Origin of the sequence: Pseudomonas sp. LAMO17WK12:I10 (assembly GCF_900215185.1) — a bacterium.
Classification (GTDB): domain Bacteria; phylum Pseudomonadota; class Gammaproteobacteria; order Pseudomonadales; family Pseudomonadaceae; genus Aquipseudomonas; species Aquipseudomonas chlororaphis.
This window is the reverse complement of sequence record NZ_OBDX01000002.1, coordinates 74,273-99,902: the sequence shown is the minus strand read 5'-3', so window position 1 is coordinate 99,902 and position 25,630 is coordinate 74,273. Positions and strand designations below refer to the sequence as shown.

Here is a 25,630-nt window from a genome sequence, read left to right as displayed (position 1 = left end):
ATTTAGGCATAATACGCGGCTTCGATTTTGACCCCGACAGACCTTTTCTTATGCAGAAAGAACCTCGTAAGGTCCGTGAGTTTCGTCGCCGTGAGCAAGAAATTCTCGATACCGCGCTCAAGCTGTTCCTCGATCAAGGTGAAGACAGCGTCACCGTCGAGATGATCGCTGATGCCGTTGGTATCGGCAAAGGGACCATCTACAAGCACTTCAAGTCCAAGGCGGAGATTTATTTGCGCCTGATGCTCGATTATGAGCGCGACCTGAACGAGCTGCTGCACTCTGCCGATGTCGACAAGGATAAGGAAGCCCTGTCCCGGGCCTACTTCGAATTCCGCATGCGTGATCCACAGCGTTACCGGCTGTTCGATCGCCTGGAAGAGAAGGTGGTCAAGGGTAACCAGGTGCCGGAAATGGTCGAGGAACTGCACAAGATCCGTGCTTCCAACTTCGAACGCCTGACCTTGTTGATCAAGGGCCGCATCAGCGAAGGCAAGCTCGAAGACGTACCGCCTTACTTCCACTACTGTGCGGCCTGGGCGCTGGTGCATGGCGCGGTGGCGCTGTATCACTCGCCGTTCTGGAGCAACGTACTGGAAGACCAGGAAGGCTTCTTCCAGTTCCTGATGGACATCGGTGTGCGCATGGGCAACAAGCGCAAGCGCGACCCCGAGAGCTCCGGCAGCTGATTCCTTCGGTGGCCTTATGGCGCCATGATTTCTCTATATGGCGCAGTGTCCCAGGAATATACTCAGGCATGGGACTTGCCAAAACCTGATTTTTGAGTCAGGTTTTGGTCGGTTCACTCTTCCTTCGCCGGAGTCATCCATGATCGTTGACCGTCAAGGCAGGCGTTTTCGCAATCTGCGTATCAGCCTGACTTCTGCCTGCAACTACGCCTGTACCTACTGCGTGCCCAACGGCAAGCGGCTGGTGGCTGCCCAGGACGAGTTGTCGGCCGAGGCCATGGCGCGCGGCGTGGCCTATCTGATCGAGGCGGCAGGCATCGAACGCTTGCGGATCACCGGCGGCGAGCCCCTGGTCAGTCCGAAACTCGAAGCCTTCATGGCGGCGGTGGGGCAAATGGGGCTGGAAGACATCAGCCTGACCACCAATGGCCAATTGCTTGCACGCAAGCTGCCGTTGCTGGTGGATGCCGGTATCCGGCGCATCAACGTTTCCCTCGATACCCTGGACGCCTCGGCTTTCCGCAGCATTGCGCGTGGCGGCGATCTGGCGACCGTGCTCGACGGCATGGACCAGGCTCGCGCGGCGGGCATGAAAATCAAGGTCAATATGGTGCCGCTGCGCGGGCAGAACCTGGACCAGGTAATGCCGCTGCTCGACTACTGCCTGGAGCGTGGCTATGAACTGCGCTTTATCGAGCTGATGCGCATGGGCCACCTCGCCAGCGATTCCAACGCTTTCCTGCAGCAGTTCGTCAGCCTGCAGCAACTGCTGAGCCTGATCGGCGAGCGCTACGAATACCTGCAGGCCGATGCGCCGGTGGACGCCACCGCAGTGCGCTATGAAATTCCGGGGCAGGGCCATTTCGGCGTGATCGCCAACGAAAGCGTACCGTTCTGCCGGACCTGCTCGCGCCTGCGGCTGTCATCCACCGGCTGGCTGCACGGTTGCCTGTCGTCGAGTAACCGGCATTACGTCGGCGATCTGCTGGACAAGCCGCGCCACCAAGCCTTGCCAGCCTTGCAGCGCCTGCTGGTCAAAGCCTTGGGCGACAAGCAGGACGTGGCATTCTCCGGTGGTGCGACGGTGATGAAAATCATCGGCGGCTAAACGTTCTCCCTGATTCCCGTCTCTCTGTAGCCACTGCCGCAGGCTGCGATCGAGGGCGTAGCCCTCGCCAATCCAGGCGACCCATTTCTTTCCAGCCAACAGCCTTCACCAGATTTGTGGCTGCTGCGCAGCCATTCGCAGCCTGCGGCAGCGGCTACAGGCGCCCGAGCTGGCGCGGAAGCTGCATCTCGTGGCCATTCGCCGGTTTTCCGTCACCGGCTTCTGGAGGGAAGGATGCGTAGCCTGGTTTTGCTGCTGGCTTTTTTGGGGCTCGGCGGCTGCATGAATGTCAGCGATATGGGCGAGGGCGTTCGCTATCACATGAGTGATGCGGGTTTTCTCGATCACAGTAATACCCAGCGCTCCAACTCGTTCCGCGTTCAGCCGGACTCGTTCATTTTCATCGCCCAGGGCGCCTTTGCGCCGCCGGGTAGCGCTTACCCGCGCCCCAACGTGGTGGCCGAGGAAGCCTTCAAGGGCTTTATCGAATACTTCCCAATGGTCCGCCGCGCCCGGGCGCCGGAAGGCCTGGACCAGGCCATGGCCGAAGCCCGTGAGGTGGGTGCGCATTACTTGCTGTACACCCGTTTCGCCAAGGCCGACGATCGTATTGGCAACTCTGATGAATGGTTCGACCAGGAAGCCGTGGATCGCCTGGGGATCGACAACGGCGTGATTCAGATCATGCTGATCGAGACCAGCACCCAGTATCTGATCGACACCGCGCGGATTCGCAGTCGTGGCGGTTTACTGACGTTCCACGACAAAAAGCCGGAAGACCTGCTTGGCCCGCCGCTCGAACAATACGCCCGCAGCCTGTTAGGCTTGAGCGATTAAGCCAAGCACGAGGAGAGCAGCATGAGTGGTCCGGGCAAAGCCAACGATCTGTTGGCGCAGATTCCCAAGGCGCAGAAAGGCTTGCCGCCGGTCCACCTGTGGAATCCCGACTTCTGCGGCGATATCGACATGCGTATCGCCCGCGACGGCACCTGGTACTACCTGGGTACCCCCATTGGCCGCAAACCCATGGTCAAGCTGTTCTCCACCATCATTCGCCGCGACGGCGACGAGTATTTCCTGATCACCCCGGTGGAAAAGGTCGGCATCAAGGTCGATGACGCACCCTTCGTCGCCATCACCCTGGAGGTCGAAGGGGAAGGCGAGGCCCAGGTCCTGCGCTTTACCACCAACGTCGACGAGCAGGTCAGCGCCGGCAGCGAGCATCCGCTGCGAGTGGTAATCGACCCGCAGACCCAGGAGCCGGCGCCTTACGTTCACGTGCGCAGCAACCTGGAAGCACTGGTGCACCGCAACGTGTTCTACCAACTGGTGGAACTGGCGGTGAGCCGTCCGATCGACGGTCAGAACTGGCTGGGCGTCTGGAGCGGCGGGGTGTTCTTCCCGATCGGCCTGGAGCCCTGAGCTGCGAAATACCTTGTTTCCCGAATAAATATCTTGCGACGAAGATCCCGTTTCGGGTATCAATTTGTACATGATTAGACATGTTCGATTTGACAAGAAAAAACGCGTGGTCGATGAGCTGATCCGACGCATCGAAAGCGGCCTCATGGAGGACGGTTTCCTGCTGCCGGGCGAGCATCAGTTGGCCCAGGAATTCTCGGTGAGTCGTGGCACCTTGCGCGAGGCCCTGGCCGAACTCAAACGCCGCAACTACATCGCTACCCAGAGCGGGGTCGGCTCCATCGTTACCTATGACGGTGTGGTGCTGGACCAGCAGAGCGGCTGGGCCCAGGCTCTGGCTGACACCGGTGCGCTGATCAACACCGAGCTGCTGCGCCTGGAAGCGGTGCAGCGTCCCGACCTGCTCAGTCGCTTCGGCACTGACCAGTTCATCGCCCTGGACCGGCGCCGTCGCTCTACCGACGGCACCGTGGTTTCCCTTGAACGTTCCCTGATGCCTGCCACCGGAGGCCTGGAAAGCCTGCCGCGGGTGGGGCTGATCGATGATTCCCTGACCATTACTCTGGCCGCCTACGGCTATATCGGCGAGCGCGGCGATCAATGGATCGGCGCCGAGCCACTGAACGAAGAACAGGCGCACCTGCTGGGGCGTCCGGTCGGCAGCGTCTTCCTCAAGGCCTTGCGGACCACCTATGACCGTCGCGGACGCTTCATGGAGCAGGTGGAAAGTTTCCTCGACCCAGTGCACTTTCGCCTGCACCTGCAATTCGGGGCGCAGAAATGATCCCGCTGGATCGCGCTCTGGGCGCCTTTTACGGGCTGGCCCTGGGCGATGCCCTGGGCATGCCGACCCAATCCCTCAGCCGGCAGCAGATCAAGCAGCGTTTCGGCGCCATCCATCGCCTGGAAGACGCCGGCCCCGATCAACCGATTGCCGCCAACATGCCCAAGGGCTCGATCACCGACGACACCGAGCAGGCGATCCTGGTCGGCGACCTGCTGGTCGCGGGCAAGGGGCGGATCGAACCGGCGGCGCTGGCCCACAGCCTGATCGAGTGGGAAGCGGCGATGCAGGCCAAGGGCTCCCAGGACCTTTTGGGCCCTTCGACCAAGCGCGCCATCGAGATGATCCTCGCCGGCCATACCGCGGAAGAGGCCGGGCGCTACGGCACCACCAACGGCGCGGCGATGCGCATCACCCCGGTGGGCATCGCGGCGAATGTCGACGATGTCCAGGGCTTCATCCGCGCGGTGGTGGAAGCTTGCCAGGTCACCCACAACACCACGCTGGGCATCTCCAGCGCGGCGGCGGTGGCGGCGGTGGTGTCCGCCGGGATCAATGGCGTGCCGCTGGGCGACGCCTTGCAGATTGGCGTGCAGATCGCCCAGGAAGCAGAGCGGCATGGTCACTGGGTAGCTGGCGGGCGTATTGCCACGCGCATCAGTTGGGCGCGCACCCTCAGCGTCGAAAGCGACAAGGCGCTGCTGGCCGATCTGCTGTACGACGTGATCGGCACCTCCGTCGCGTCCCAGGAGTCGGTGGTGGTGTCCTTCGCCCTGGCGCACCAGGTGGCCATCGGTGAACTGCAGGCGTTCGAGGCGCTGTGCATGGCCGCCAGCCTTGGGGGCGACACCGATACCATTGCCGCCATCCTCGGCGCGATGCTCGGTGCCTGCCAGGGGATGGAGTGCTGGCCGGCCGCCTTGATCGAGCAGATCAAGCAGGTCAACGGCCTGGATCTCGAACCTCTGGTGCAGGGGCTGCTGGCCCTGCGTTAAAGACTGGCTGCATGGCCAAGGCTCCCACCACCTGTGCGCGAGCCGTCGCTGAAGCATTTTTGCCATGGATAGCAGGAAACGGCGAGGAGTGCCGGGATGTCTGATCGACTTCCGAAATTGCCGACAATCACAACAAGGGCAACAGGAGCTTTTTCATGAGTGCATCGAACCCCGGGCAAAGCGCCGGGCAATTGGAAACCCGCGGCATCGAGCCGGTGCCGGAAGGCGAGTGCAACGGCCATCCGCTGCAATTGTTCTGGGTCTGGTTCGCCGCCAATATCAGCATCCTCGGCTTGCCGCTGGGGGCGACTCTGGTGGCCTTTCGTGGCCTGTCGATCTGGCAGGCGATCATCGTCGCCATCCTCGGCGCCGCCGGCTCGTTCGCGGTGGTGGGGATCATCTCCATCGCCGGCCGTCGCGGGCGGGCGCCGAGCCTGACGCTATCGCGGGCGATCTTCGGCGTGCGCGGCAATATCGGCCCGACCCTGGTATCGCTGATGTCGCGCCTGGGCTGGGAAACCGTCAATACCACCACCGCCGCCTTCGTCCTGCTGTCGCTGTGTTCGATTCTGTTCGGTTCGCCGGTGGCAGCCAAAAGCGCGCCGCTGCTGACCCTGCTGTTCATCGGCATTTTCGTGTTGCTGACCCTGGCCGTCTCCGGCCTTGGCCACGCGACCCTCTTGGTGATCCAGAAGTGGGCCACCTATGTATTCGGCGCGCTGAACCTGCTGGTAGGCGGCTTCCTCTGCGCCACCATCGACTGGAGCGCGGTGTTCAACGCCACCCCGGCGCCGTTGAGCGCGATGATCATCGGTGTCGGCACCATGGCTGCGGGCACCGGTATCGGCTGGGCCAACGCCGGCGCCGACATGTCGCGTTATCAGCATCGCAGCGTCAAGGCCGCGCGCCTGGTGGCGTCGGCGGCCTTCGGTGCCGGCATCCCGCTGGTGTTGCTGATTACCCTGGGCGGCCTGCTGTCGGTGGGCAACGATGACCTGGCCTCGGCCACCGACCCGATCGTGGCGATTCGCGACATGCTGCCGACCTGGATGGCAGTGCCGTACCTGATCACCGCTTTCGGCGGCCTGCTGCTGTCGAACAACCTGTCGGTGTATTCGGCCGGCCTGACCACCCTGACCCTGGGGCTCAAGGTCAAGCGGGTGTACGCGGTGGTGGTGGACATCGTGGCGATCTTCGCTGGATCGATCTACTTCATGTTGATCGCCGAGAGTTTCTACGGGCCGTTCATCACCTTCATTTCGCTGCTGGCGGTCCCCATCACCGCCTGGGTCGGGATCTTCGTGGTCGACCTGGTCCACCGACACCACTACAGCCCCAAGGACCTGCTGGACGTCAGCCCGAGCAGTGCCTACTGGTATCGCGGCGGAGTCGAATGGCGGGCCTTCGGTGCCTGGGCGCTGGCCATAGTGCTGGGTTTCAGCTTCACCACCATCGGCACCACCGCCGAAAACGTCTGGTTCGCCGGGCCGCTGGCCGATTCCTGGCTGGGCCATAACGGCCTGGGCTGGATCGTCACCTTCCTGGTGGCCGGTGGTGTGTATGCGGTGCTGGGCGGGGCCAGGGACCGCCGCGGCGCTTTTGTCGAGAACGCCAATGCCTAGAATGCTGCACACCGGCCAGGTGATGGTCGATCTGGTGATGTCCGTGGAGCGCCTGCCGAGTTCCGGCGGCGATGTGCTGGCGCAATCCGCCAGTTTCGAGGCCGGCGGCGGTTTCAATGTAATGGCTGCCGCCCAGCGTAACGGCTTACCGGTGCTGTACCTGGGGCGACACGGCAACGGTCGCTTCGGGGATCTGGCACGTGAGGCGATGCGCGCCGAGGGCATCCGGATCGCTCTCGAGGCCAGCCGCACCGAGGACACCGGCCTGTGCGTGGCGCTGACCGAAGCCACGGCCGAACGCAGCTTCATTTCCTACATCGGGGTGGAAGGCCAGCTGTCGGCCGAGGATCTGGACGGTGTCGTGGTGCAGGCCGATGACTTTGTCTATGTCAGCGGCTACAGCCTGCTGCATGCCGGCAAGGCCGAGGCTTTGCTGGACTGGCTGCTGGCCTTGCCGCAGGGGATCCAAGTGGTGTTCGATCCGGGCCCGCTGGTGGAATCGCCGGACTCCGAGGCCATGCGCCGGCTGCTGCCGCGTATCGATCTCTGGACCAGCAACAGCGTCGAGGCCTTGCGCTTCACCGGAACCTCGACCATCGGCGCAGCCCTGCGACGCCTGCATGAGGGGCTGCCACAGGAGGTGTTGCTGGTGGTCAGGGATGGGCCGCAGGGTTGCTGGGTCAGCCAGCATGGCCATGGTGTCCATGTGCCGGGCTTCAAGGTCCGGGCGGTGGACAGCAACGGCGCTGGCGATGCCCATGCCGGCGTCTTTGTTGCAGCGCTGGCGCAGGGGCTGGAACCGTTGCAGGCGGCGCGCCGGGCCAACGCCGCGGCGGCCCTGGCGGTGACCCGCTGGGGGCCAGCCACCGCGCCGGGTACGGTGGAGGTGGATGCGCTGGTCAATGGGGATAGCGTCCGAGCCTAGGCGTTTGCCGACTGAACGAGAGCGAACGCGAGCAAGCTCGTTCCCGCCGGGAGTAGGCCTGCTCGCGATCCATGGTTTATCCCGCCTTGCGCAATGCCTCGATCAGTTCCTGCTTGCTCATGGTCGAGCGGCCGCGAATGTTCTTCACCCGGGCTTCCTTCAGCAGGCTGTCTTTCGTCTGGGTACTCAGTGAAGCCTGGCTGTTACGGGCGTGCCCCTCACGGCTGGCGACGGCACGCTTGGCCGAGGAGTGGCGCGCAGCGGCCTTTTCCGAGGCCGGTGTGCGTTGCCCGGAACCGCCAGCCCGTTCCCCTCCACCGGACTGCTTGTTCACCGTGGCCCAGGCGCGCGCTTCGGCCTCGTCCTTGGACACGCCCTTGGCTTCGTAGCCGGCTTCGATATGCGCGGCCTTGCGCTTCTGCTCGGCGGTGTATTTGGCTTTGCTTCCACGAGGCATGAGGGCTCTCCTTTGGCAATGGGTACCTGAAGTTGGGGCGGGGAAAAGGCCGATAAGTGCCCGGGAATCGACGAATGGGGCTCTGGATACCCTGCCAGAGGGTGTGATCGCTCTCACAGAAGCGTGGCATTTCGCGCAAGAGGGGCAGGCCAGGGCGGCCCGAGGTTTGCCAGGACGGGGGAACTCTCGCACAATGCCTGCCCCGGAAATGGATGTGTCTGACGAATTCTCAGGCCTTTTCGCGAGTTACTCATGGATGATTCTTACGCCCCAGATCAGGGGCGGCTGATCGACACGGCACACCTGCCGTCAATCCCCTGTTGTGCCCATCCAACCCCGTCACCGGTCTGTCGCTGCCGTGCGGTTGGTCGTGGCCTGTTTTTAAAGGAATGAACCAATGAATACCCGGATGTTTTTGGCTGCGGCCCTGTTGGGCGGCACCGTGCTGTTGGCCGGTTGTGGCGACAAGAGTGAAAAGGTCAGCCAGCCCGTCGCGCAGGTCGATACCCGGCAACAGGAAATAGAGAAATACAACCAGTACGTCGGTGCGGCGAACAGCATCAGCGAATCCTTCCAGACCTTCCTCCAGCGTTACCAGCAGTACGAGGTGCCGGCCCTGGCGGGCAAGGCGCCGATCACTGCCTTCAGCATTGGCAACGATATCCTCATCGATCGCCTGAGCCGGGCCCTGGATGATGCCCTGGCCATCGATACGCCAATCCCGGAAGTGGATCAGGCGGCCCAGGCCTTTTCCGCGGCCCTGAAAACCCTCTCACCCTTGAGCCATGAACTGCAGAACTACGCCACTTCCAAGGGCTACCTGAGCGACAACGGCGAGCTGGCCCGTCGCCAGAGCCAGGCCTACCTGGCCGCCCTGACCGCAGTCAGCGAGAAGGAGCAGGGCTTCTACGCCGGCCTTGGGGCGCGTGACTTGGCGCTGACCAAGCAGGCATTCGATGAGGCGCCGAAAGACACCGCGGCCTACTACCGTGCCGGGCTGATCTACTACGGCAAACTCAACACCGCGGATGCCGAGACGCTGTTCGCCGAACCGAACGATCCGCAGGCCCTGGCGGCCTTCGAGAAGTCCCTGGCACTGGTGGCCGACGCGGCCGCGGGCTGGAATGGCAAGGTCAGCGCCCAGGCCGCGCAGAGCGGCAAGTCGTGCGGTGGCGGCATGCTGGAAATCAATGAGTTCATCGGCCAGTCGCGTTCGATCGTCCGCGACGTCAAGGACGGGGTGTACAAGCGCGCTCCCGAGGACGCGATGAAGAACCTGCCGGCACACATGCAGAGTTCGAGCATCGTCCGCTCGGCCAATCGCTACAACCGCACCTACGGCAACATGATCAATCGCTTCAACCATCCGACCTGCTGAGTCGGCGCTGGCGGCACCCGCGTCGTAACGCGGGTGCCGGTGGGCGCGAACGAACGCCCCGGTCTTCGATCAGGCGTCCAGCTTGCGGGCCGCTTCCACTCCGGAAGCGGTCAGCTTGATCGGCAGGTACAGGGCGTGTTCGCCTGCCGGGTTGAGGGTGACATGGCCCTCCTTGATCAAGCCGCGTTCCTGCAACATTGCCAGGGTACTGGCCACGACCCTTTCGCCGCGATAGTTATCCAGCACCTCCTTGCCCAGACCGTTGGGGTGGGCGTGCAGCAAGCGGGTGAGCACTTCTTTTTCCAGCTCTTTGTCGACGTTCATGCGGACCTCTGTGTGGGGGGAAGGTACGTGCCTGGTTCATTGATCGGTGCCGTGGCCTTCGGAGCCTGTACCGCCGGTGGTGGTTTTCGGCTTGCTGTCCGGCGGGTCGGTGTCCAGGGTGCCGGCGCGGCCGGTGTCGTTGCCCTGGATGCGCGGATCGGTACCCGTGGCGGGGGGCAGGGTGCTTTCATCCACCTGCGGCGGGTTGATATTGATGTTCGGCGAGCCTTGGGTGGCGGGGGACTTTGGCCGCTCCACCGGATCGGTCGGGCCGCTGGCGCCGGCGAAGGCCGCCGAGGACAACAGCCCGGCCAGGGCGAGGAGCGTCAGCCTGGATTTGATCATGATGTCGCCTCCATTCGTTTTTAGAGTCGCTACCTGATCTTGGGCTGCCGGCGATTTTAATTGGTGCCTGATGAACGACGAACGGTTCAGGCGTTCTGCGCGACCTCTTCGGGTTTCAGCCCGCGCCAGACCAGGCGCCCGACGCTGATCAGCCAGTTCAGCAGGGCGAGGCCCAGCACCGTGAGCATCAGCGCCGACATGCCCTGTTCGACGATGATCCGCCCGGCCAGCAGCGGAAAGCCGAACACCCCGATGAAGTAGGCCAGGCTGAACAGCAGCAAGGCTTGCGAGGTGTCGCCGGGCGGTGCTTCGTTGGCGGCCAGGCCGTTGATCACCGAGTACGTCAGGCCGTAGCCGACCCCCAGCACCACGGCGGCCAGCAGATAACTCACCGCGTCATCGACCATCAGCTGGAACATCAGGATCGACCCCAGCATCAGCCCCGAGAGCAGGCATGCCGCGCGATAGGCGTCGCGCTTGACCACGAAGCCGGCGATCAGCAAACGGCTGCCGATGGCGGCTGCCATGAAGCCGAGAAAGAACAGCGAATAGTCCAGCGAGCGGGAGGCCGCGTAGCTGGTCTGGAAACTCGACAGGCCGCCGAATACGCAGCCGCCGAGACCGACCATGAGGATCGGGAACAAGGCCTTGGACGAGAGCACCCGGGCGCTGCTGGCCCAACTGATTTTCGCCGCGCCGGTCCCCAGATGGCTGGGGTGTCTTTTCAGCATCGTGCCCAGGCGCCAGAAGATCAGCACGCCGATCAGGCTGGCGGCCGCGGCAAGCAGAAACGCCGTGCTCAACGGGTAGCCCAGGGCATTGGCCAGCCGCCCCAGCAACGGGCCCGAGCCGATGCCGCTCATCATGCTGCCCGACAACAGGGCGAAGAACCAGGCCCGCTGCGCCGGTGCCACCATCATCGCCACGATGATCGGCCCCAGGGTGTAGAACACGCCCCAGCCCAGGCCCAGGGTCAGGCCGAAAAACAGCAGGGCATCGCCGAAGCCCGGCGCCAGGGCAAAGCCCAGGCTGGCGACCACCAGCAGGCAACCAAACAGGGCAATCGAGCGCGCGGCGCCCAGCAGATCCGACAGGTGCCCGGAGAAGATCACGGCGAAAAAGGTGCTGAGCATGGCGACCGAAATCACGCTGCCGGCATCGTGCTCATTGCCACCGCGCGAGCCGATCAGCAGCGAGAGCAGGAAGGTCGAGCCATAGGACAGCGACAGCAGGTAGCTGGCGACGCACAACAGCCCAAACAGCCTGGCTGGAACTATGGGGGGAGCGCTGGACATGCGCAGGCCTCGTTCTTGTTGGATTCATGAGGCGCCGTTCTACCATGGGCGGCTGTCGCGTTAGTTGTGATCTTGCAGGCTTCAGGATTAGCCCGCAGCGGAGTAAGTCAGCCACCGATCTCGTCGATGAATTCGTCCATGAAGCGCTTCAGGCGGGCATGGCGCACCTGCGCCAGGCGCGCGCCGGTCACGGTCTGGAAACCCTCGGCCAGGTGCAGCAGCTTGGTGTGGAAGTGGTCGAGGGTGAAGTTCAGGTCGTCGTAGTCGCGGTGTTCGGCGTGCGGGTCGTGGGGGTCGTAGAAAGCTCGGTTCAACCGGCCGCCGACATAGAAGGTGCGGGCCACGCCGAGAGCGCCCAGGGCGTCGAGACGGTCGGCGTCCTGCAGGATCTTTGCCTCCAGGGTGTCGGCCTGGAGGGCGGCGGAAAAACTGTGGGCTTCGATGGCGTGGGCCACCGCGGCGATCTTCGCTTCGGGCCAGCCCAGTCGGTGCAGCAGGGCCGAGGCCTTCTCCGCCGACAGGCGCGAGGCCTGGGCGCGCAGCGGTGAGCTCTTTTCCACGGCGACGCAATCGTGCAGCAGGGTGGCGGCCAGCAGCACTTGCAGATCGCCGCCGTCTTCCCGGGCGATGCGCCGCACATTGGCCCACACCCGCTGCAGGTGCGACAGGTCGTGGGCGCCGTCGTCGACGGGCTCCAGCGCGTGGGGCAGCAGGGTGTTGGCGAGATCGGGCAGGGGAGCAAAAGCGTCGGAAGTCATTTCAGCCAGGCAGTAAAAATACAGGCGCACACTGTAGCCGCTGCCACAGGCTGCGATAAGGCCCGCGGGACTTTCGGGCGTCGATAAAAGTGCCGTGCGCTTCGCGACCGATCACAGCCAGCGGCAGCGGCTACAGGTATCGGGCAATTCCGACATGGACAATCACCCGTCACGACCTCCAGGCATATCCCTGTGAAATACCCGTGCATGTCCTTCCCCTGTCGATTTAATATGGCCGCCTGCCTTCCAACCGAGACCCGCCGATGTCCGTCGAAATCCGTCCAGCCGTGCCCAGCGATGCACCGCAAATCCTTGCCTTCATCAGGGAGTTGGCCGATTACGAACGTGCTCGTCATGAGGTCATCGCCAGCGTCGCCGACATCGAACACAGCCTGTTCAGCGAGGGCGCCACGGCCCACGGTCTGATCTGCCTGCGCGACGGCGTGCCGATCGGTTTCGCGGTGTTTTTCTTCAGCTATTCCACCTGGCTGGGCAGCAACTGCCTGTACCTGGAAGACCTCTACATCACCCCCGCACAACGCGGCGGCGGCGCTGGCAAACAGCTGCTGCGGCACCTGGCGCGGATCGCCTGCGACAACGGTTGCGGGCGCTTCGAGTGGAGCGTGCTGGAGTGGAACGAACCGGCGATCCAGTTCTACAAATCCCTGGGCGCCCAACCCCAGGAAGAGTGGGTGAGGTACCGCATGGATGGCGATGTGCTGCGCGCGTTCGCCCAGGGCTGACCGGCCGCTTTAGCCAACGCCTCCGAAATGCCGCCCCGGCAAAGAGTGACCCACAAGGCCGCCCCTGGCGCAGGGCCTTCGCTGAACTCAAATTCCCCGTTTCGATGCCCCCAGGGGGCATCGCCTCTGGTCGGCTTAGCTTCGACCTCCTCTGATATATCCGACGCAGCACGCGCCTAGCCCCCCTGATTAACATCCGCCCGGCCTGCCGACACCAAGCCTTGTAGCCGCTGCCGAGCCTGCGAGGTTGCGAACGGCCTGGGCGGCATTCCGACGAAGCGGACGCAGGGTCTTGAGATCGCTGGAGGACCTTCGGTCCTATCGCAGCCTTCGGCAGCGGCTACAGGGGGTAATCCCAAAATATGGGAATTATATTTATATATTGAGATTTTATTCGGGTCGGGTTTATAGTCGCCGCCATCAGCTCTTACGCACTCACTGCCAAAAACAACTCACAGGTGAAGCGATGCAGGCGCAATTGATCGCGCTCGATTGGGGAACCACCTCCCTTCGTGCTTACAAACTCGCAGCGGGCGGCCAGGTGCTGGAACAGCGTGCGTTGACCTCGGGGGTCATGCAGTTGCCGAAGGTGGCGCGGATGATTGCCGGCCAGCGCTGCGACGATGGTTTTGAACTGGCCTTCGATGACGCCTGCGGCGACTGGCTCGACGCGCAGCCCGGACTGCCGGTGATTGCCTGCGGCATGGTCGGCAGCGCCCAGGGCTGGCGCGAGGCCAGTTACTGCGAGACCCCGGCGGATGTCGCCCAGCTCGGGCAGGCCCTGGTGACCTTGCGCAGTCGGCGCGGGGTGGACGTGCATATCGTGCCGGGGGTGATCCAGCGTTCGCGCTTGCCGAACGTGATGCGGGGCGAAGAAACCCAGGTGCTGGGCGCGCTGCCACAGCTGCCGGACGGGGCAGGGAACGACGTGCTGATCGGCCTGCCCGGCAGTCATTCCAAATGGGTGCAGGTGGCCGATGGCTGCATCGTCCATTTCGACACCTTCATGACCGGCGAGCTGTTCGCCGTGCTCAGTCAACACAGCATTCTCGGCCGCACCCAGGAGCGGGGCGCGCCATTCGACGCCGAGGCCTTCGACCGCGGCGTGCAGGTGGCCTTGTCCGCCGAGGGCGAAATCGGCCCGCTGTCGACCCTGTTCAGCGCCCGCAGCCTGGGGTTGACCGGTGAACTCAGCGGTCGCGCCCAACCGGACTATCTGTCGGGCCTGCTGATCGGCCACGAACTTTGCGCATTGGCCTCTGTGCAGCGGCGCCGGCGTCACAGCGACCCATTGCCGTCGATCGTGCTGATCGGCAATTCCCAGCTTTGCGCCCGTTACAGCCGGGCCTTGTCCGCCTGCGGTTTTCCCCGGGCAATCCTGGCCGAACAGGCCACCGAACGCGGTCTATGGCACCTGGCCGAAGCGGCCGGGCTGCTGGCGCGCGTCCCTTGCGCTCACCCTTGAAAAGAGGTCCGACATGCTCAAGCAAGCACTGGCACATAACGGCCTGATCGCCATTCTCCGGGGGCTGCGTCCGCCAGAAGCGACGGCCATCGGCGAGGTGCTGTATCAGGCGGGGTTTCGGGTTATCGAGGTGCCGCTCAATTCGCCGCAACCCTTTGACAGCATCCGCATCCTGCGCGACGCCTTGCCCGCCGATTGCCTGATCGGCGCCGGCACGGTGCTGACCCCGGAGCAGGTCGAGCAGGTCAAGGCCGCGGGTGGTCAGGTGATCGTCATGCCCCACAGCGACCCCAAGGTGCTGCGCGCGGCCAGGGCCGCCGGCCTCTATCTGTCGCCCGGCGTGGCCACGCCGACCGAGGCCTTTGCCGCGCTGGCCGAAGGCGCCGACGTGCTCAAGCTGTTTCCCGCCGAGCAGATGGGCCCGGCGGTGGTCAAGGCCTGGCTCGCGGTATTGCCGGCCGGCACCGTGTTGCTGCCGGTGGGCGGGATCACCCCGGACAACATGCAGGTGTTCGTCGACGCCGGGGTCAAGGGCTTCGGCCTCGGTTCCGGGTTGTTCAAGCCAGGGATGAGCGCCGACGAGGTGGCGACCCGCGCCAAGGCCTATGTCGCCGCCTGGAATGCGCTGCGTTAAGACTTTTTGGCGCCCTCGGCGCTGCATCCGACAAGAGAGACAAGAAGATGAAAATCACCAAGTTGACCACCTTTATCGTTCCGCCGCGCTGGTGCTTTCTCAAGGTCGAGACCGACGAGGGTGTCACCGGCTGGGGCGAGCCCGTGGTCGAAGGGCGGGCGCACACGGTGGCCGCCGCCGTGGACGAACTGGCCGATTACCTGATCGGCAAGGACCCGCGCAATATCGAGGACATCTGGACCGTGCTCTACCGCGGCGGCTTCTACCGCGGCGGCGCCATCCACATGAGTGCCCTGGCCGGGATCGACCAGGCGCTGTGGGACATCAAGGGCAAGGCCCTGGGGGTGTCGGTCAGCGACCTGCTGGGCGGCCAGGTGCGGGACAAGATCCGCGTCTATTCGTGGATCGGCGGCGACCGTCCGGCCGACACTGCGCGTGCCGCCAAAGAGACGGTGGCGCGTGGTTTTACCGCGGTGAAGATGAACGGGACCGAGGAGCTGCAGTTCCTCGACACCTTCGACAAGGTCGACCTGGCCCTGGCCAACGTCGCCGCGGTGCGTGACGCGGTGGGCCCCAACGTCGGGATTGGCGTCGACTTCCATGGCCGGGTGCACAAGCCCATGGCCAAGGTGCTGATGAAGGAACTCGATCCCTACAAGCTGATGTTTATCGAAGAGCCGGTGCTCAGCGAAAACTACGAGGCCCTCAAGGAACTGGCGCCGCTGACCAACACCCCGATCGCCCTGGGCGAGCGGCTGTTCTCGCGCTGGGATTTCAAGCGGGTGCTCAGCGAAGGTTACGTCGACATCATCCAGCCGGACGCTTCCCATGCCGGCGGTATCACCGAAACCCGCAAGATCGCCAACATGGCCGAAGCCTACGACGTGGCCCTGGCCCTGCATTGCCCGCTGGGGCCGATTGCCCTGGCCGCCTGCCTGCAACTGGACGCGGCCTGCTACAACGCCTTCATCCAGGAGCAGAGCCTGGGCATCCATTACAACGAAAGCAACGACCTGCTGGATTACGTCAAGGACCCGCACGTCTTCGACTACCAGCAAGGCATGGTGAAGATTCCCAACGGCCCGGGCCTGGGCATCGAGATCAACGAGGAATACGTCATCGAGCGCGCGGCCATCGGCCACCGCTGGCGCAACCCGATCTGGCGCCACGCCGACGGCAGCTTCGCCGAATGGTGAGTTGATTCATTGCTGATAGGAGCGAGCTTGCTCGCGATGCCGGCGCGGTGCAGCAACCGACGCTCGCGGGCAAGCTCGCTCCTACAGGTACAGAGAAACATAGCCCTCAATAACCATAAGAAGAGGCATTCCCATGCAACCGCAGACCTTCATCGGGCAGGCGTCGCTGGTCGCGCCGAGCCGCAAGCGTTTTTTCATCATGGTGCTGTTGTTCATCACGGTGGTGATCAACTACCTGGACCGCAGCAACCTGTCGATCGCCGCGCCGGCCTTGACCCGCGACCTGGGCATCGACCCTATCCACGTCGGGCTGATTTTCTCGGCCTTCGGCTGGACTTACGCCGCCATGCAGATCCCCGGTGGCTGGCTGGTGGACCGGGTGCCGCCGCGCATTCTCTACACGGCGGCACTGCTGCTGTGGTCGCTGGCGACCGTGATGCTCGGCTTCGCCGCCAGCTTTATCGCCTTGTTCGTCCTGCGCATGGCGGTGGGCGCGCTGGAGGCGCCGGCCTATCCGATCAACAGCCGGGTGGTGACCACCTGGTTTCCCGAGCGCGAACGCGCCACGGCCATCGGCTTTTACACTTCCGGGCAGTTTGTCGGGCTGGCTTTTCTCACCCCGGTGCTGGCCTGGCTGCAGCACGCCTTTGGCTGGCACATGGTGTTTGTCGTCACCGGTGCGGTGGGCATTCTGTGGGCGGCGATCTGGTACGCGGTGTATCGCGAACCACGGGATTTCAAGGGCGCCAACCCGGCGGAAATCGACCTGATTCGCCAGGGTGGCGGCCTGGTGGATATCCAGCGTGAGACGGCCAGGAGCAAGGCGCGTTTCAGCTGGACCGACCTGGGGATTGTCCTGAGCAAGCGCAAGCTGTGGGGCATCTATCTGGGGCAGTTCTGCCTCAATTCGACCCTGTGGTTTTTCCTCACCTGGTTCCCCACTTACCTGGTGAAGTACCGCGGCATGGATTTCATCAAGTCCGGCCTGCTGGCATCGCTGCCGTTCCTCGCGGCCTTTGTCGGCGTGCTGTGTTCCGGGTTCTTCTCCGACTGGCTGATCCGGCGCGGCGCCTCGGTGGGTTTTGCCCGCAAGCTGCCGATCATTGGCGGGCTGCTGATTTCTACCTCGATCATCGGCGCCAATTTCGTCGAGTCGACACCGCTGGTGATCGCCTTCCTGGCGCTGGCGTTCTTCGGCAATGGCCTGGCCTCGATCACCTGGTCGCTGGTCTCGACCCTGGCGCCGGCGCGGTTGCTGGGGCTGACCGGCGGGGTGTTCAACTTCATCGGCAACCTGTCGGCGATCGCCACGCCGATCGTCATCGGCTTCCTCGCCAGCGGCGACTCCTTTGCCCCGGCCATTACCTACATTGCCGTGCTGGCGCTGGCGGGGGCCCTGTCCTACGTGCTGCTGGTGGGTAAGGTCGAGCGTATCGAGTTGTAGTGGCGGGGGGCGGGCGACCATAATGCCGCCCGTTCTCACCCTCGGAAGGCTGGATATGCAGGACGACGCAGCAAAGACCGCCAAGGATGCCGCCCCCACCGGTACCCAGACATTGCTCCGTGGCCTGGCGGTGGTGCAGGCCGTGGCCAGCGGTGCCCGCGACCTCAAGGAAATCGCCCGGCTGATCGGCACCACCCGCAGCACCACCCATCGCCTGGCCAGTTGCCTGGTGGACGAGCGTTACCTGAGGGTGGTGCCGCAGGTCGGCTACCTGCTGGGGCCGAAGCTGATCGAGCTGGGTTTCCAGGCCCGCGAGGCCTTGCCGTTGGTGACCCTGGCCAGGCCGTTTCTCGACCAGCTGTCGGCGTTGACCGGCGACACCATTCACCTGGCGATCCGCGAAGACGACGATGTGCTGTACCTGCACAAGAACCCGGGGCGCAACGGCCCGGAAATGCGTTCGCGGGTCGGCCATCGCATGCCGCTGGCGCGCACCGGGATCGGCAAGGCGCTGCTGCTCGATAGCCCGCCCCAGGAGTGGCAGCGCTTATATGAAGCGAGCCTGCCGGCGGGGGGCAGGAATGCGCTCTGGCCGCAGCACGAAGAGCCGACCTGGGAGCAGTTCCAGCAGCGCATGCAGGACTATGTGGCGGGAGGTTATGCCTTCGACCTGGAGGACAACGAACCGTCGATCCGTTGTGTGGCGGCGCCGGTCCGCGATGCCAGCGGCCAGATCGTCGCCGGTATCAGCATCGCCAGCACCGTGCCGTACATGCCGCTGGAAAAGATGGCCGAACTGATCCCGGTGATCAAACAGGCCGCCGCTGGCATCTCCGCCGAACTCGGCGGCTGACTCAGGCTTCCATTGGCGCGAAGCTTGCCCGCGATGGCATTTTTCCAGGTCCATCGCCATCGTGGGCAGCTTCCTACGGGACTGCGTTTATTGCTTGAGGGTGGCCATGTCGATGACGAAGCGGTATTTCACATCGCCGGCGATCATCCGCGCGTAAGCCTCGTTGATCTGGCGGATGTCGAGCATTTCGATGTCGCAGGTGATGTTGTGCTCGGCGCAGAAATCCAGCACTTCCTGGGTTTCGGCGATGCCGCCGATCAGCGAGCCGGCCAGCACGCGACGGCCCAGCACCAGCTTGGCCGCGTGCACGGGCGGGTCCACCGGTTCGATCAGGCCGACCAGGATGTGTACGCCGTCAAAACGCAGGGTATCCAGGTAGGGGTTGAGGTCGTGTTGCACCGGGATGGTGTCCAGCAGGAAGTCGAAGCGGCCGGCCGCGGCCTTCATCTGCTCGGCATCGGTGGAGACGATCACATGATCGGCGCCCTGGCGACGGGCTTCCTCGGCCTTGCTCGCCGAACGGGTGAACAGGGTCACTTGCGCGCCCAGGGCCTTGGCGAACTTGATGCCCATGTGGCCCAGGCCACCCATGCCGAGAATGCCCACCTTGTCGCCGGCCTTCACCCCGTAATGCTTGAGCGGCGAGTAGGTGGTGATGCCCGCGCAGAGGATCGGCGCGGCGCTGGCCAGGTCGAGTTTCTCGGGAATGCGCACGACAAAGTGCTCGCTGACTACGATGCTGTCGGAGTACCCGCCCATGGTGTTGCTGCCGTCGACCCGGTCCGGGGTGGCGTAGGTCATGGTCGGGCCTTCCAGGCAGTATTGCTCCAGGTTCGCGGCGCAGGCTTCGCAATGCCGGCAGGAGTCGACCATGCAGCCGACGCCGACCAGGTCGCCCACCTTGTGCCTGGTCACTTGGGCGCCGACGGCGGTGACCTTGCCGACGATTTCGTGGCCCGGCATCAGCGGGTACACGGCGATGCCCCATTCATTGCGGGCCTGGTGGATATCGGAGTGGCAGACGCCGCAGTAGAGAATCTCGATCGCCACGTCATCCGGGCGCGGGCTGCGGCGCTGAAAGCTCATGGGGGCGAGGGGCGTGGTGGCGGACTGGGCGGCGTAACCGATGGCTGTGTACATGATGAACCTCGCAAAAGCACTGACAGGTGAGGCGGGCCATTCTCGGCGCCGCTGCCTGGCGCGAACATGGCGATTCCTCGGCATGTCATGCCTATTCCTCCGCCATCGGCTATTTGCGCGCGGCATTGGCGTGCAGACCTGCGATGATGTTTTCATCCCTTTTTCCGTGAAGTTTTTCCCATGTTGTTGACCCGCCATCTCGATGCCAATGCCACCCTGGTGTCCCTGATCCAGCCTCTTGCGACCCGCGACGGTTTCGTTCCCACGGGGCTGCCCGGGGTCCAGGTGTTGCGAGCCAGTTGCGACGTGGCCCGCGGCCCGCATATCTACGAGCCGAGCCTGATGATCATCGTCCAGGGCAGCAAGCTGGCGTACCTGGGCCCGCGGACCCTGGAGTACGGCGCTGGGCATTACCTGATCCAGGCGCTGTCGGTGCCCTTCGAGTGCGAGACCTTCGCCATGCCCAATGCGCCGTTGCTCGGGGTGTCCATCGCCCTCGACCGGGCGCTGTTGGGCGAACTGGTGCTGGCGATGGGCGTTGCCGCGGGGCGCAGTGCCCAGGCGCAGACCCCGGAGTCGATGACCTCGGTGGTGCTCGACGACACGATGCGCGGTTGCGTGGAGCGCCTGCTGCGCTGCCTGCACGATCCTCTGGAGTGCAAGGTGATGGGCCAGGCGCGCTTGCGCGAATTGATGTTCACCGTCTTGCGCGGGCCGCAGGCCGATGTACTGCGCGCGCTGGTGGAGCAGCACGGGCAGTTTGCCCGGGTGGCGGCCTCGCTGAATCACTTGCACGAGCATTACACCGAGCCGCTGAACGTCGAGACCCTGGCCCGTTGCGCGAACATGAGCACCTCGACCTTTCATGAGCACTTCAAGCGCAGCACGCTGCTGTCGCCGGTGCAGTACCTCAAGCGCCTGCGCTTGCTCAAGGCGCAGCAGTTGCTGCTGGGGGAAGGGCTGGGCGTGGCCCAGGTGGCGCATCGGGTGGGCTACCAGAGCACCTCGCAGTTCAGCCGTGAATACAAGCGCTACTTCGAGCGCAATCCGGGGGATGAGCGAGCAGCGTGATGGGAGGCGCTCGTCTGGAGGAGCGAGGCTTGCCCGCGATGAAGGGTGAGACGGTCTGACAGATACATCGCCAAATCCTTATCGCACGCAAGCTGTGCTCCTACAGAAGCAGGGCAGTGGCGCCGGCAATAAAAAAGGCCCCCATTCGGGAGCCTTTTTTCTTCAAGCGTACGCCTTACATGTTCGGGTAAGTCGGACCGCCCGCGCCTTCCGGCGCGACCCAGGTGATGTTCTGCGCAGGGTCCTTGATGTCGCAGGTCTTGCAGTGCACACAGTTCTGGGCGTTGATCTGGAAGCGCTTCTCGCCGTCTTCCTTGGTGATCACTTCATACACCCCGGCCGGGCAGTAGCGTTGAGCAGGCTCATCGTACAGCGGCAGGTTCTTGCCGATCGGGATGCTCGGATCGGTCAGCTTCAGGTGGCAAGGCTGTTCTTCTTCATGGTTGGTGCCCGAGATGAACACTGAGCTGAGTTTGTCGAAGCTGAGCTTGCCGTCCGGTTTCGGGTAGTCGATCTTCTTGCAGTCCGCGGCCAGCTTCAGGCAGGCGTAGTCCGGCTTGGTGTCGTGCAGGGTGAACGGCAGCTTGCCACCGAAGAGGTTCTGGTCGACCCAGTTGAAACCGCCGCCGACGATGGCGCCGTACTTGTGGATCGCCGGGCCGAAGTTACGGCTGGCGAACAGTTCTTCGTACAGCCAGCTGGACTTGAACGCTTCTACATAGGTGTTCAGCTCGTCGGCGCCTTCGGAACCGGCGAACAGCGCATCGGCCACGGCGTCAGCGGCGAGCATGCCGGACTTCATGGCGGTGTGGCTGCCCTTGATCTTGGCGAAGTTCAGGGTGCCCAGGTCGCAACCGATCAGCGCGCCGCCCTTGAACACCATCTTCGGCAGCGAGTTCAGGCCGCCTTTGCAGATGGCGCGCGCGCCGTAGCTGACGCGCTTGCCGCCTTCGAGGTACTGCTTGAGCACTGGGTGATGCTTGAGGCGCTGGAATTCGTCGAACGGCGACAGGTAGGTGTTGCTGTAGGACAGGTCGACGATCAGACCGACCACCACCTGGTTGTTTTCCAGGTGATAAAGGAAGGAGCCGCCAGTGTTCTCGGTGCCCATGATGTCCAGCGGCCAGCCGGCGGTGTGGACCACCAGGCCTGGCTGATGCTTGGCCGGATCGATTTCCCAGATTTCCTTGAGGCCGATGCCGTAGTGCTGGGCGTCGGCGTCGCTGTCCAGGTTGAAGCGCTTGATCAGTTGCTTGCCGATGTGGCCACGGCAGCCTTCGGCGAACAGGGTGTACTTGCCACGCAGTTCCATGCCGGGGGTGTACAGGCCTTCCTTCGGATTGCCTTCGCGGTCGACACCCAGGTCGCCGGTGATGATCCCGCGGACCACGCCGTTCTCGTCGAACAGCGCTTCCTGGGCGGCGAAGCCCGGGTAGATTTCCACGCCCAGGTTCTCGGCCTGCTGGGCCAGCCAGCGGCACAGGTTGCCCAGGGAGATGATGTAGTTGCCTTCGTTGTGCATGGTCTTGGGCACAAAGAAGTCAGGAACTTTGGTCGCGCTGTCGGCGTTTTTCAGGACATAGATGTCATCGCGCTTGACCGGGGTGTTCAGCGGGGCGCCGATTTCCTTCCAGTCCGGGAACAGCTCGTTCAGGGCGCGCGGTTCGAACACGGCGCCGGAAAGAATGTGAGCACCGACTTCGGAGCCTTTCTCGACCACGCAGACGCTGATTTCCTTACCGGCTTCGGTGGCCTTCTGCTTCAGTCGGCAGGCGGCGGACAAGCCAGCGGGGCCGGCACCGACGATGACCACGTCGAATTCCATGTATTCGCGTTCCACTAGGCTATCTCCTACTCAAGGCTCAACGGTTTTTTTCTAATTGGAGGTTGGGTGTCGCATCGATGGTTTTCTCCGCCAAACAGGGGAGGGGACAATGAACGACCCGCCTTTCTCTCTAGGCGGCGCATTATATCTACACCACTCTTAGCGTCCAATACAAACGTTTGTTTGAATTTGCTGCAGCCCATGTAAATCAAAGAAGCGCGGCTTATGACTGGCCATTTTGGCGTATTGACCAGAATAGGCGTTCCGGTCAAGATACGGTCGGTTTTGCGCTCGCCGTAGGCTGACTGTTGGTTTCAAGAGCACCTCTAAAGACAGGGCGAAGGCAGTACAAGGTGACGCAACGCGCAGTTTACACGCCGCGATAAAGAATGACCGGCCAGTCGCTACTGACGAACGGTCATCATCCCGTGAGCAAGGTCATCTGTCTGCTGTTGCAAGAGTCCATGCCAGCGTTTTTAGAGGTGCCCTTGTGCCCGATGAGCATCAACCGCCAGGTTCGCCTAGGCGACTTTCTTTTCACCGGAGAGTAACGAGGAATCCATGAAGGTTCTTGTAGCTGTCAAACGCGTTGTCGATTACAACGTCAAGGTTCGCGTCAAGGCGGACAATTCCGGCGTCGACCTCGCCAACGTCAAGATGTCGATGAACCCTTTCTGCGAAATCGCAGTGGAAGAAGCCGTACGCCTGAAAGAAAAAGGCGTAGCGACTGAAATCGTCGTCGTCTCCATCGGTCCCGCTACTGCTCAAGAGCAACTGCGTACCGCCCTGGCGCTGGGTGCCGATCGTGCCATCCTCGTCGAGTCCGCTGATGAACTGAACTCCCTGGCCGTGGCCAAGCTGCTCAAGGCCGTGGTCGACAAGGAACAGCCTCAACTGGTGATCCTTGGCAAGCAAGCCATCGACAGCGACAACAACCAGACCGGCCAGATGCTGGCAGCCCTGAGCGGCTACGCTCAAGGCACCTTCGCCTCCAAGGTCGAAGTGTCGGGCGACAAGGTTGCCGTGACCCGTGAAATCGACGGCGGCCTGCAAACCGTTTCGCTGAACCTGCCAGCGATCGTCACCACCGACCTGCGTTTGAACGAGCCGCGCTACGCGTCTTTGCCAAACATCATGAAAGCCAAGAAGAAGCCGCTTGAAGTGCTGACTCCTGATGCTTTGGGCGTTTCCACCGCCTCTACCAACAAGACCCTGAAAGTCGAAGCGCCGGCTGCACGCAGCGCGGGTATCAAGGTCAAGTCGGTCGCTGAACTGGTCGAGAAACTGAAAAACGAAGCGAAGGTAATCTGATCATGACTATCTTGGTAATCGCTGAACACGACAACAAGGTGCTGGCTCCGGCCACCCTGAACACCGTTGCCGCCGCTGCCAAAATCGGTGGCGACATCCACGTCCTGGTCGCCGGCCAGGGCGCTGGCGCCGTGGCTGAGGCCGCCGCGAAAATCGCTGGCGTGAGCAAAGTCCTGTCCGCCGACAACGCAGCCTATGCGCACCAGTTGCCGGAAAACGTTGCCCCTCTGGTTGCAGAGCTGGGCAAGGGCTACAGCCACATCCTGGCCGCCGCCACTTCCAACGGCAAAAACATCCTGCCGCGCGTTGCCGCGCAGCTGGACGTCGACCAGATCTCCGAGATCATCTCGGTAGAAAGCGCCGACACCTTCAAGCGTCCGATCTATGCCGGTAACGCCATCGCTACCGTGCAATCGAACGCCGCCGTGAAGGTCATCACCGTGCGCGCCACCGGTTTCGATCCGGTTGCCGCCGAAGGCGGTTCGGCCGCTGTCGAAGCGGTTGCTGCCGCTCACGACGCAGGCAAGTCGAGCTTCGTCGGCGAAGAGCTGGCCAAGTCCGACCGTCCTGAACTGACTGCTGCCAAGATCGTCATTTCCGGCGGCCGCGGCATGCAGAACGGCGACAACTTCAAACACCTGTACGCCCTGGCCGACAAGCTGGGCGCTGCCGTGGGTGCTTCGCGCGCCGCGGTCGACGCAGGTTTCGTACCCAACGACATGCAGGTCGGCCAGACCGGCAAGATCGTGGCGCCACAGCTGTACATTGCCGTCGGTATTTCCGGCGCGATCCAGCACCTGGCCGGTATGAAAGACTCCAAGGTGATCGTGGCGATCAACAAGGACGAAGAAGCGCCGATCTTCCAGGTGGCCGATTACGGCCTGGTAGCGGACTTGTTCGAAGCCGTACCAGAGCTGGAGAAGCTGGTCTAATCCAGCGGCTTCACTTATAAGAGAGCCCGGTCTTTTGGCCGGGCTTTTTTATTGTCTGGGATTTGAGTGGGAGAATTTCGCCATGGATTTGCGCCGCCTGGGTGGCCTGTCAGTGCTGCTGGGGCTGACACTGATGCCGTTGTCGTCGATGGCCGCCGGTAAATGCGAGCGCCTGGTGGTGACCGGCAGTCCGGATGCCCCGCCGTATCTGTGGCGCGACCCGCAGGACCCCAGCCACCTGATTGGCGCCAGCGCCGAACTGCTGCAACACGTGGCGCAGGAACTGGGGATCAAGGTCGAGTTGTTGTATGCCGGCAAACGCTCCGCCGCCCTGGATGAAGTGCGCAGCGGGCGCATGGACATGCTGGCCGACGCGCCGCTGACGGTGAGTGAGCTGGAAGCGCTGGACTACATTCATCCGCCGCTGCTGGAGAACGATTTCCTGGTCTGGACCCGCAAGGGCTCGACGTTGAGCTACAGCCAGCCGTCGGACCTGCATGGGCATACCGGCGCATTGTCGGAAAGGGCGCGCCTGACGCCGCCCTTCGAGGCCTTCGCCAAGGAGCAATTGAGCCTGACCCGCATGCCGAATCTGACCCAGGCATTCCAGAAACTGTTGCTGGGGGAGGTGGAGTACGTACTGGCCGGACGCTACGCCGGCATGGCCCTGGCCCAGTCGCTGGGCATGGCCAACGATCTGCTGGCATTCCCGCAGCCTGCCGACAAACCTGGCCTGTTCCTGGCCATCTCGCACAACTCCGCCTGCAACGACCCATGGTTGCGCGGACAGTTGGCGAAAAAGATGACAGAATTGCCCGCGTCCGGTCTGACGGAAGCCGTGCTGCAGCGCAATCTCGAGCGTTGGAAGGCACAGTTGCAGCAACCTGTCAGCACCCCCAAACAGTAGGGATTTC

General features: G+C 63.4%; 26 protein-coding genes. 19 read left to right on the top strand and 7 right to left on the bottom strand.

Annotation, left to right across the window (positions count from 1 at the left end; translation table 11 throughout):
* Positions 1-50 precede the first annotated feature (50 nt).
* From CRO75_RS02680 to CRO75_RS02645, 8 genes are all read left to right on the top strand, one after another.
* Positions 51-689 carry a TetR/AcrR family transcriptional regulator gene (locus CRO75_RS02680; protein ID WP_009042856.1) on the top strand — a complete coding sequence of 213 codons (639 nt, stop codon included), beginning with the start codon at positions 51-53 and terminating at the stop codon, positions 687-689.
* 139 nt (positions 690-828) lie between these two features.
* Complete coding sequence (locus CRO75_RS02675; RefSeq protein WP_025804332.1) at positions 829-1,797, top strand: radical SAM protein; 969 nt, start codon at positions 829-831, stop codon at positions 1,795-1,797.
* A 234-nt stretch (positions 1,798-2,031) separates the two neighbouring features.
* Entirely contained in the window at positions 2,032-2,634 is a 603-nt protein-coding gene (locus CRO75_RS02670) for a DUF4823 domain-containing protein (RefSeq protein WP_007928079.1), read from the top strand.
* A gap of 21 nt (positions 2,635-2,655) precedes the next feature.
* Positions 2,656-3,219 (top strand): DUF1285 domain-containing protein, encoded by a 564-nt coding sequence (locus CRO75_RS02665; RefSeq protein WP_097134368.1) that lies wholly within the window; start codon positions 2,656-2,658, stop codon positions 3,217-3,219.
* Between the two features lie 70 nt (positions 3,220-3,289).
* Positions 3,290-4,003: a GntR family transcriptional regulator gene (locus CRO75_RS02660; protein ID WP_092418129.1), complete on the top strand. Its 714-nt coding sequence runs from the start codon at positions 3,290-3,292 to the stop codon at positions 4,001-4,003.
* Complete coding sequence (locus CRO75_RS02655; protein ID WP_097134367.1) at positions 4,000-4,998, top strand: ADP-ribosylglycohydrolase family protein; 999 nt, start codon at positions 4,000-4,002, stop codon at positions 4,996-4,998. The genes CRO75_RS02660 and CRO75_RS02655 overlap by 4 nt, the downstream gene beginning before the upstream one ends.
* A gap of 155 nt (positions 4,999-5,153) precedes the next feature.
* Positions 5,154-6,620 (top strand): cytosine permease, encoded by a 1,467-nt coding sequence (locus CRO75_RS02650; protein WP_097134366.1) that lies wholly within the window; start codon positions 5,154-5,156, stop codon positions 6,618-6,620.
* Positions 6,613-7,545, top strand: coding sequence for a PfkB family carbohydrate kinase (locus tag CRO75_RS02645; RefSeq protein WP_097134365.1), 933 nt, complete (start codon positions 6,613-6,615; stop codon positions 7,543-7,545). The genes CRO75_RS02650 and CRO75_RS02645 overlap by 8 nt, the downstream gene beginning before the upstream one ends.
* A gap of 76 nt (positions 7,546-7,621) precedes the next feature.
* Here CRO75_RS02645 and CRO75_RS02640 read toward each other — a convergent pair whose 3' ends face one another.
* On the bottom strand, positions 7,622-8,002 hold the full coding sequence (locus tag CRO75_RS02640; RefSeq protein ID WP_097134364.1) for a termination factor Rho: 381 nt from the start codon (positions 8,000-8,002) through the stop codon (positions 7,622-7,624).
* A gap of 397 nt (positions 8,003-8,399) precedes the next feature.
* On the opposite strand from CRO75_RS02640, the gene CRO75_RS02635 reads away from it, so the two are divergent.
* Positions 8,400-9,380, top strand: coding sequence for a DUF3829 domain-containing protein (locus tag CRO75_RS02635; protein ID WP_097134363.1), 981 nt, complete (start codon positions 8,400-8,402; stop codon positions 9,378-9,380).
* 69 nt (positions 9,381-9,449) lie between these two features.
* On the opposite strand, the gene CRO75_RS02630 is transcribed toward CRO75_RS02635, so the two are convergent.
* The 4 genes from CRO75_RS02630 to CRO75_RS02615 all read right to left on the bottom strand — a co-directional run bounded on the left by CRO75_RS02630 (position 9,450) and on the right by CRO75_RS02615 (position 12,102).
* Entirely contained in the window at positions 9,450-9,704 is a 255-nt protein-coding gene (locus CRO75_RS02630) for a hypothetical protein (RefSeq protein ID WP_097134362.1), read from the bottom strand.
* Between the two features lie 36 nt (positions 9,705-9,740).
* The gene (locus CRO75_RS02625; protein ID WP_009042866.1) at positions 9,741-10,049 is read right to left on the bottom strand and encodes a hypothetical protein; all 309 of its coding nucleotides are present in this window, start codon (positions 10,047-10,049) and stop codon (positions 9,741-9,743) included.
* A gap of 86 nt (positions 10,050-10,135) precedes the next feature.
* Entirely contained in the window at positions 10,136-11,344 is a 1,209-nt protein-coding gene (locus CRO75_RS02620) for an MFS transporter (RefSeq protein WP_097134361.1), read from the bottom strand.
* Between the two features lie 107 nt (positions 11,345-11,451).
* The gene (locus CRO75_RS02615; RefSeq protein ID WP_097134546.1) at positions 11,452-12,102 is read right to left on the bottom strand and encodes an HD domain-containing protein; all 651 of its coding nucleotides are present in this window, start codon (positions 12,100-12,102) and stop codon (positions 11,452-11,454) included.
* Between the two features lie 263 nt (positions 12,103-12,365).
* On the opposite strand from CRO75_RS02615, the gene CRO75_RS02610 reads away from it, so the two are divergent.
* The 6 genes from CRO75_RS02610 to CRO75_RS02585 all read left to right on the top strand — a co-directional run bounded on the left by CRO75_RS02610 (position 12,366) and on the right by CRO75_RS02585 (position 18,437).
* Positions 12,366-12,845 carry a GNAT family N-acetyltransferase gene (locus CRO75_RS02610; protein WP_009042869.1) on the top strand — a complete coding sequence of 160 codons (480 nt, stop codon included), beginning with the start codon at positions 12,366-12,368 and terminating at the stop codon, positions 12,843-12,845.
* Between the two features lie 466 nt (positions 12,846-13,311).
* Complete coding sequence (locus CRO75_RS02605) at positions 13,312-14,310, top strand: 2-dehydro-3-deoxygalactonokinase (RefSeq protein ID WP_097134360.1); 999 nt, start codon at positions 13,312-13,314, stop codon at positions 14,308-14,310.
* 13 nt (positions 14,311-14,323) lie between these two features.
* Positions 14,324-14,944, top strand: a complete 621-nt coding sequence (locus CRO75_RS02600; protein WP_097134359.1) for a 2-dehydro-3-deoxy-6-phosphogalactonate aldolase — start codon at positions 14,324-14,326, stop codon at positions 14,942-14,944.
* Between the two features lie 47 nt (positions 14,945-14,991).
* A complete protein-coding gene (dgoD, locus tag CRO75_RS02595) occupies positions 14,992-16,140 on the top strand; it encodes a galactonate dehydratase (protein WP_097134358.1) in 1,149 nt (382 codons plus the stop codon).
* Positions 16,141-16,273: 133 nt separating this feature from the next.
* On the top strand, positions 16,274-17,584 hold the full coding sequence (locus CRO75_RS02590; RefSeq protein WP_062823165.1) for an MFS transporter: 1,311 nt from the start codon (positions 16,274-16,276) through the stop codon (positions 17,582-17,584).
* 55 nt (positions 17,585-17,639) lie between these two features.
* The gene (locus CRO75_RS02585; protein ID WP_097134357.1) at positions 17,640-18,437 is read left to right on the top strand and encodes an IclR family transcriptional regulator; all 798 of its coding nucleotides are present in this window, start codon (positions 17,640-17,642) and stop codon (positions 18,435-18,437) included.
* 87 nt (positions 18,438-18,524) lie between these two features.
* Here CRO75_RS02585 and CRO75_RS02580 read toward each other — a convergent pair whose 3' ends face one another.
* The gene (locus tag CRO75_RS02580) at positions 18,525-19,577 is read right to left on the bottom strand and encodes an NAD(P)-dependent alcohol dehydrogenase (protein ID WP_097134356.1); all 1,053 of its coding nucleotides are present in this window, start codon (positions 19,575-19,577) and stop codon (positions 18,525-18,527) included.
* Between the two features lie 180 nt (positions 19,578-19,757).
* Here CRO75_RS02580 and CRO75_RS02575 point away from each other — a divergent pair, with 180 nt between their 5' ends.
* On the top strand, positions 19,758-20,648 hold the full coding sequence (locus CRO75_RS02575) for an AraC family transcriptional regulator (RefSeq protein ID WP_097134355.1): 891 nt from the start codon (positions 19,758-19,760) through the stop codon (positions 20,646-20,648).
* 175 nt (positions 20,649-20,823) lie between these two features.
* Here CRO75_RS02575 and CRO75_RS02570 read toward each other — a convergent pair whose 3' ends face one another.
* Complete coding sequence (locus tag CRO75_RS02570) at positions 20,824-22,488, bottom strand: electron transfer flavoprotein-ubiquinone oxidoreductase (protein WP_097134354.1); 1,665 nt, start codon at positions 22,486-22,488, stop codon at positions 20,824-20,826.
* A gap of 546 nt (positions 22,489-23,034) precedes the next feature.
* Between CRO75_RS02570 and CRO75_RS02565 the strand changes: the two genes are divergently transcribed.
* The 3 genes from CRO75_RS02565 (at position 23,035) to CRO75_RS02555 (ending at position 25,623) form a co-directional block, all read left to right on the top strand.
* Positions 23,035-23,784 carry an electron transfer flavoprotein subunit beta/FixA family protein gene (locus CRO75_RS02565; protein ID WP_007928126.1) on the top strand — a complete coding sequence of 250 codons (750 nt, stop codon included), beginning with the start codon at positions 23,035-23,037 and terminating at the stop codon, positions 23,782-23,784.
* Positions 23,785-23,786: 2 nt separating this feature from the next.
* On the top strand, positions 23,787-24,716 hold the full coding sequence (locus CRO75_RS02560; protein WP_009042879.1) for an FAD-binding protein: 930 nt from the start codon (positions 23,787-23,789) through the stop codon (positions 24,714-24,716).
* A gap of 82 nt (positions 24,717-24,798) precedes the next feature.
* Entirely contained in the window at positions 24,799-25,623 is an 825-nt protein-coding gene (locus CRO75_RS02555) for a transporter substrate-binding domain-containing protein (protein ID WP_009042880.1), read from the top strand.
* The last annotated feature ends 7 nt before the right edge of the window (positions 25,624-25,630 follow it).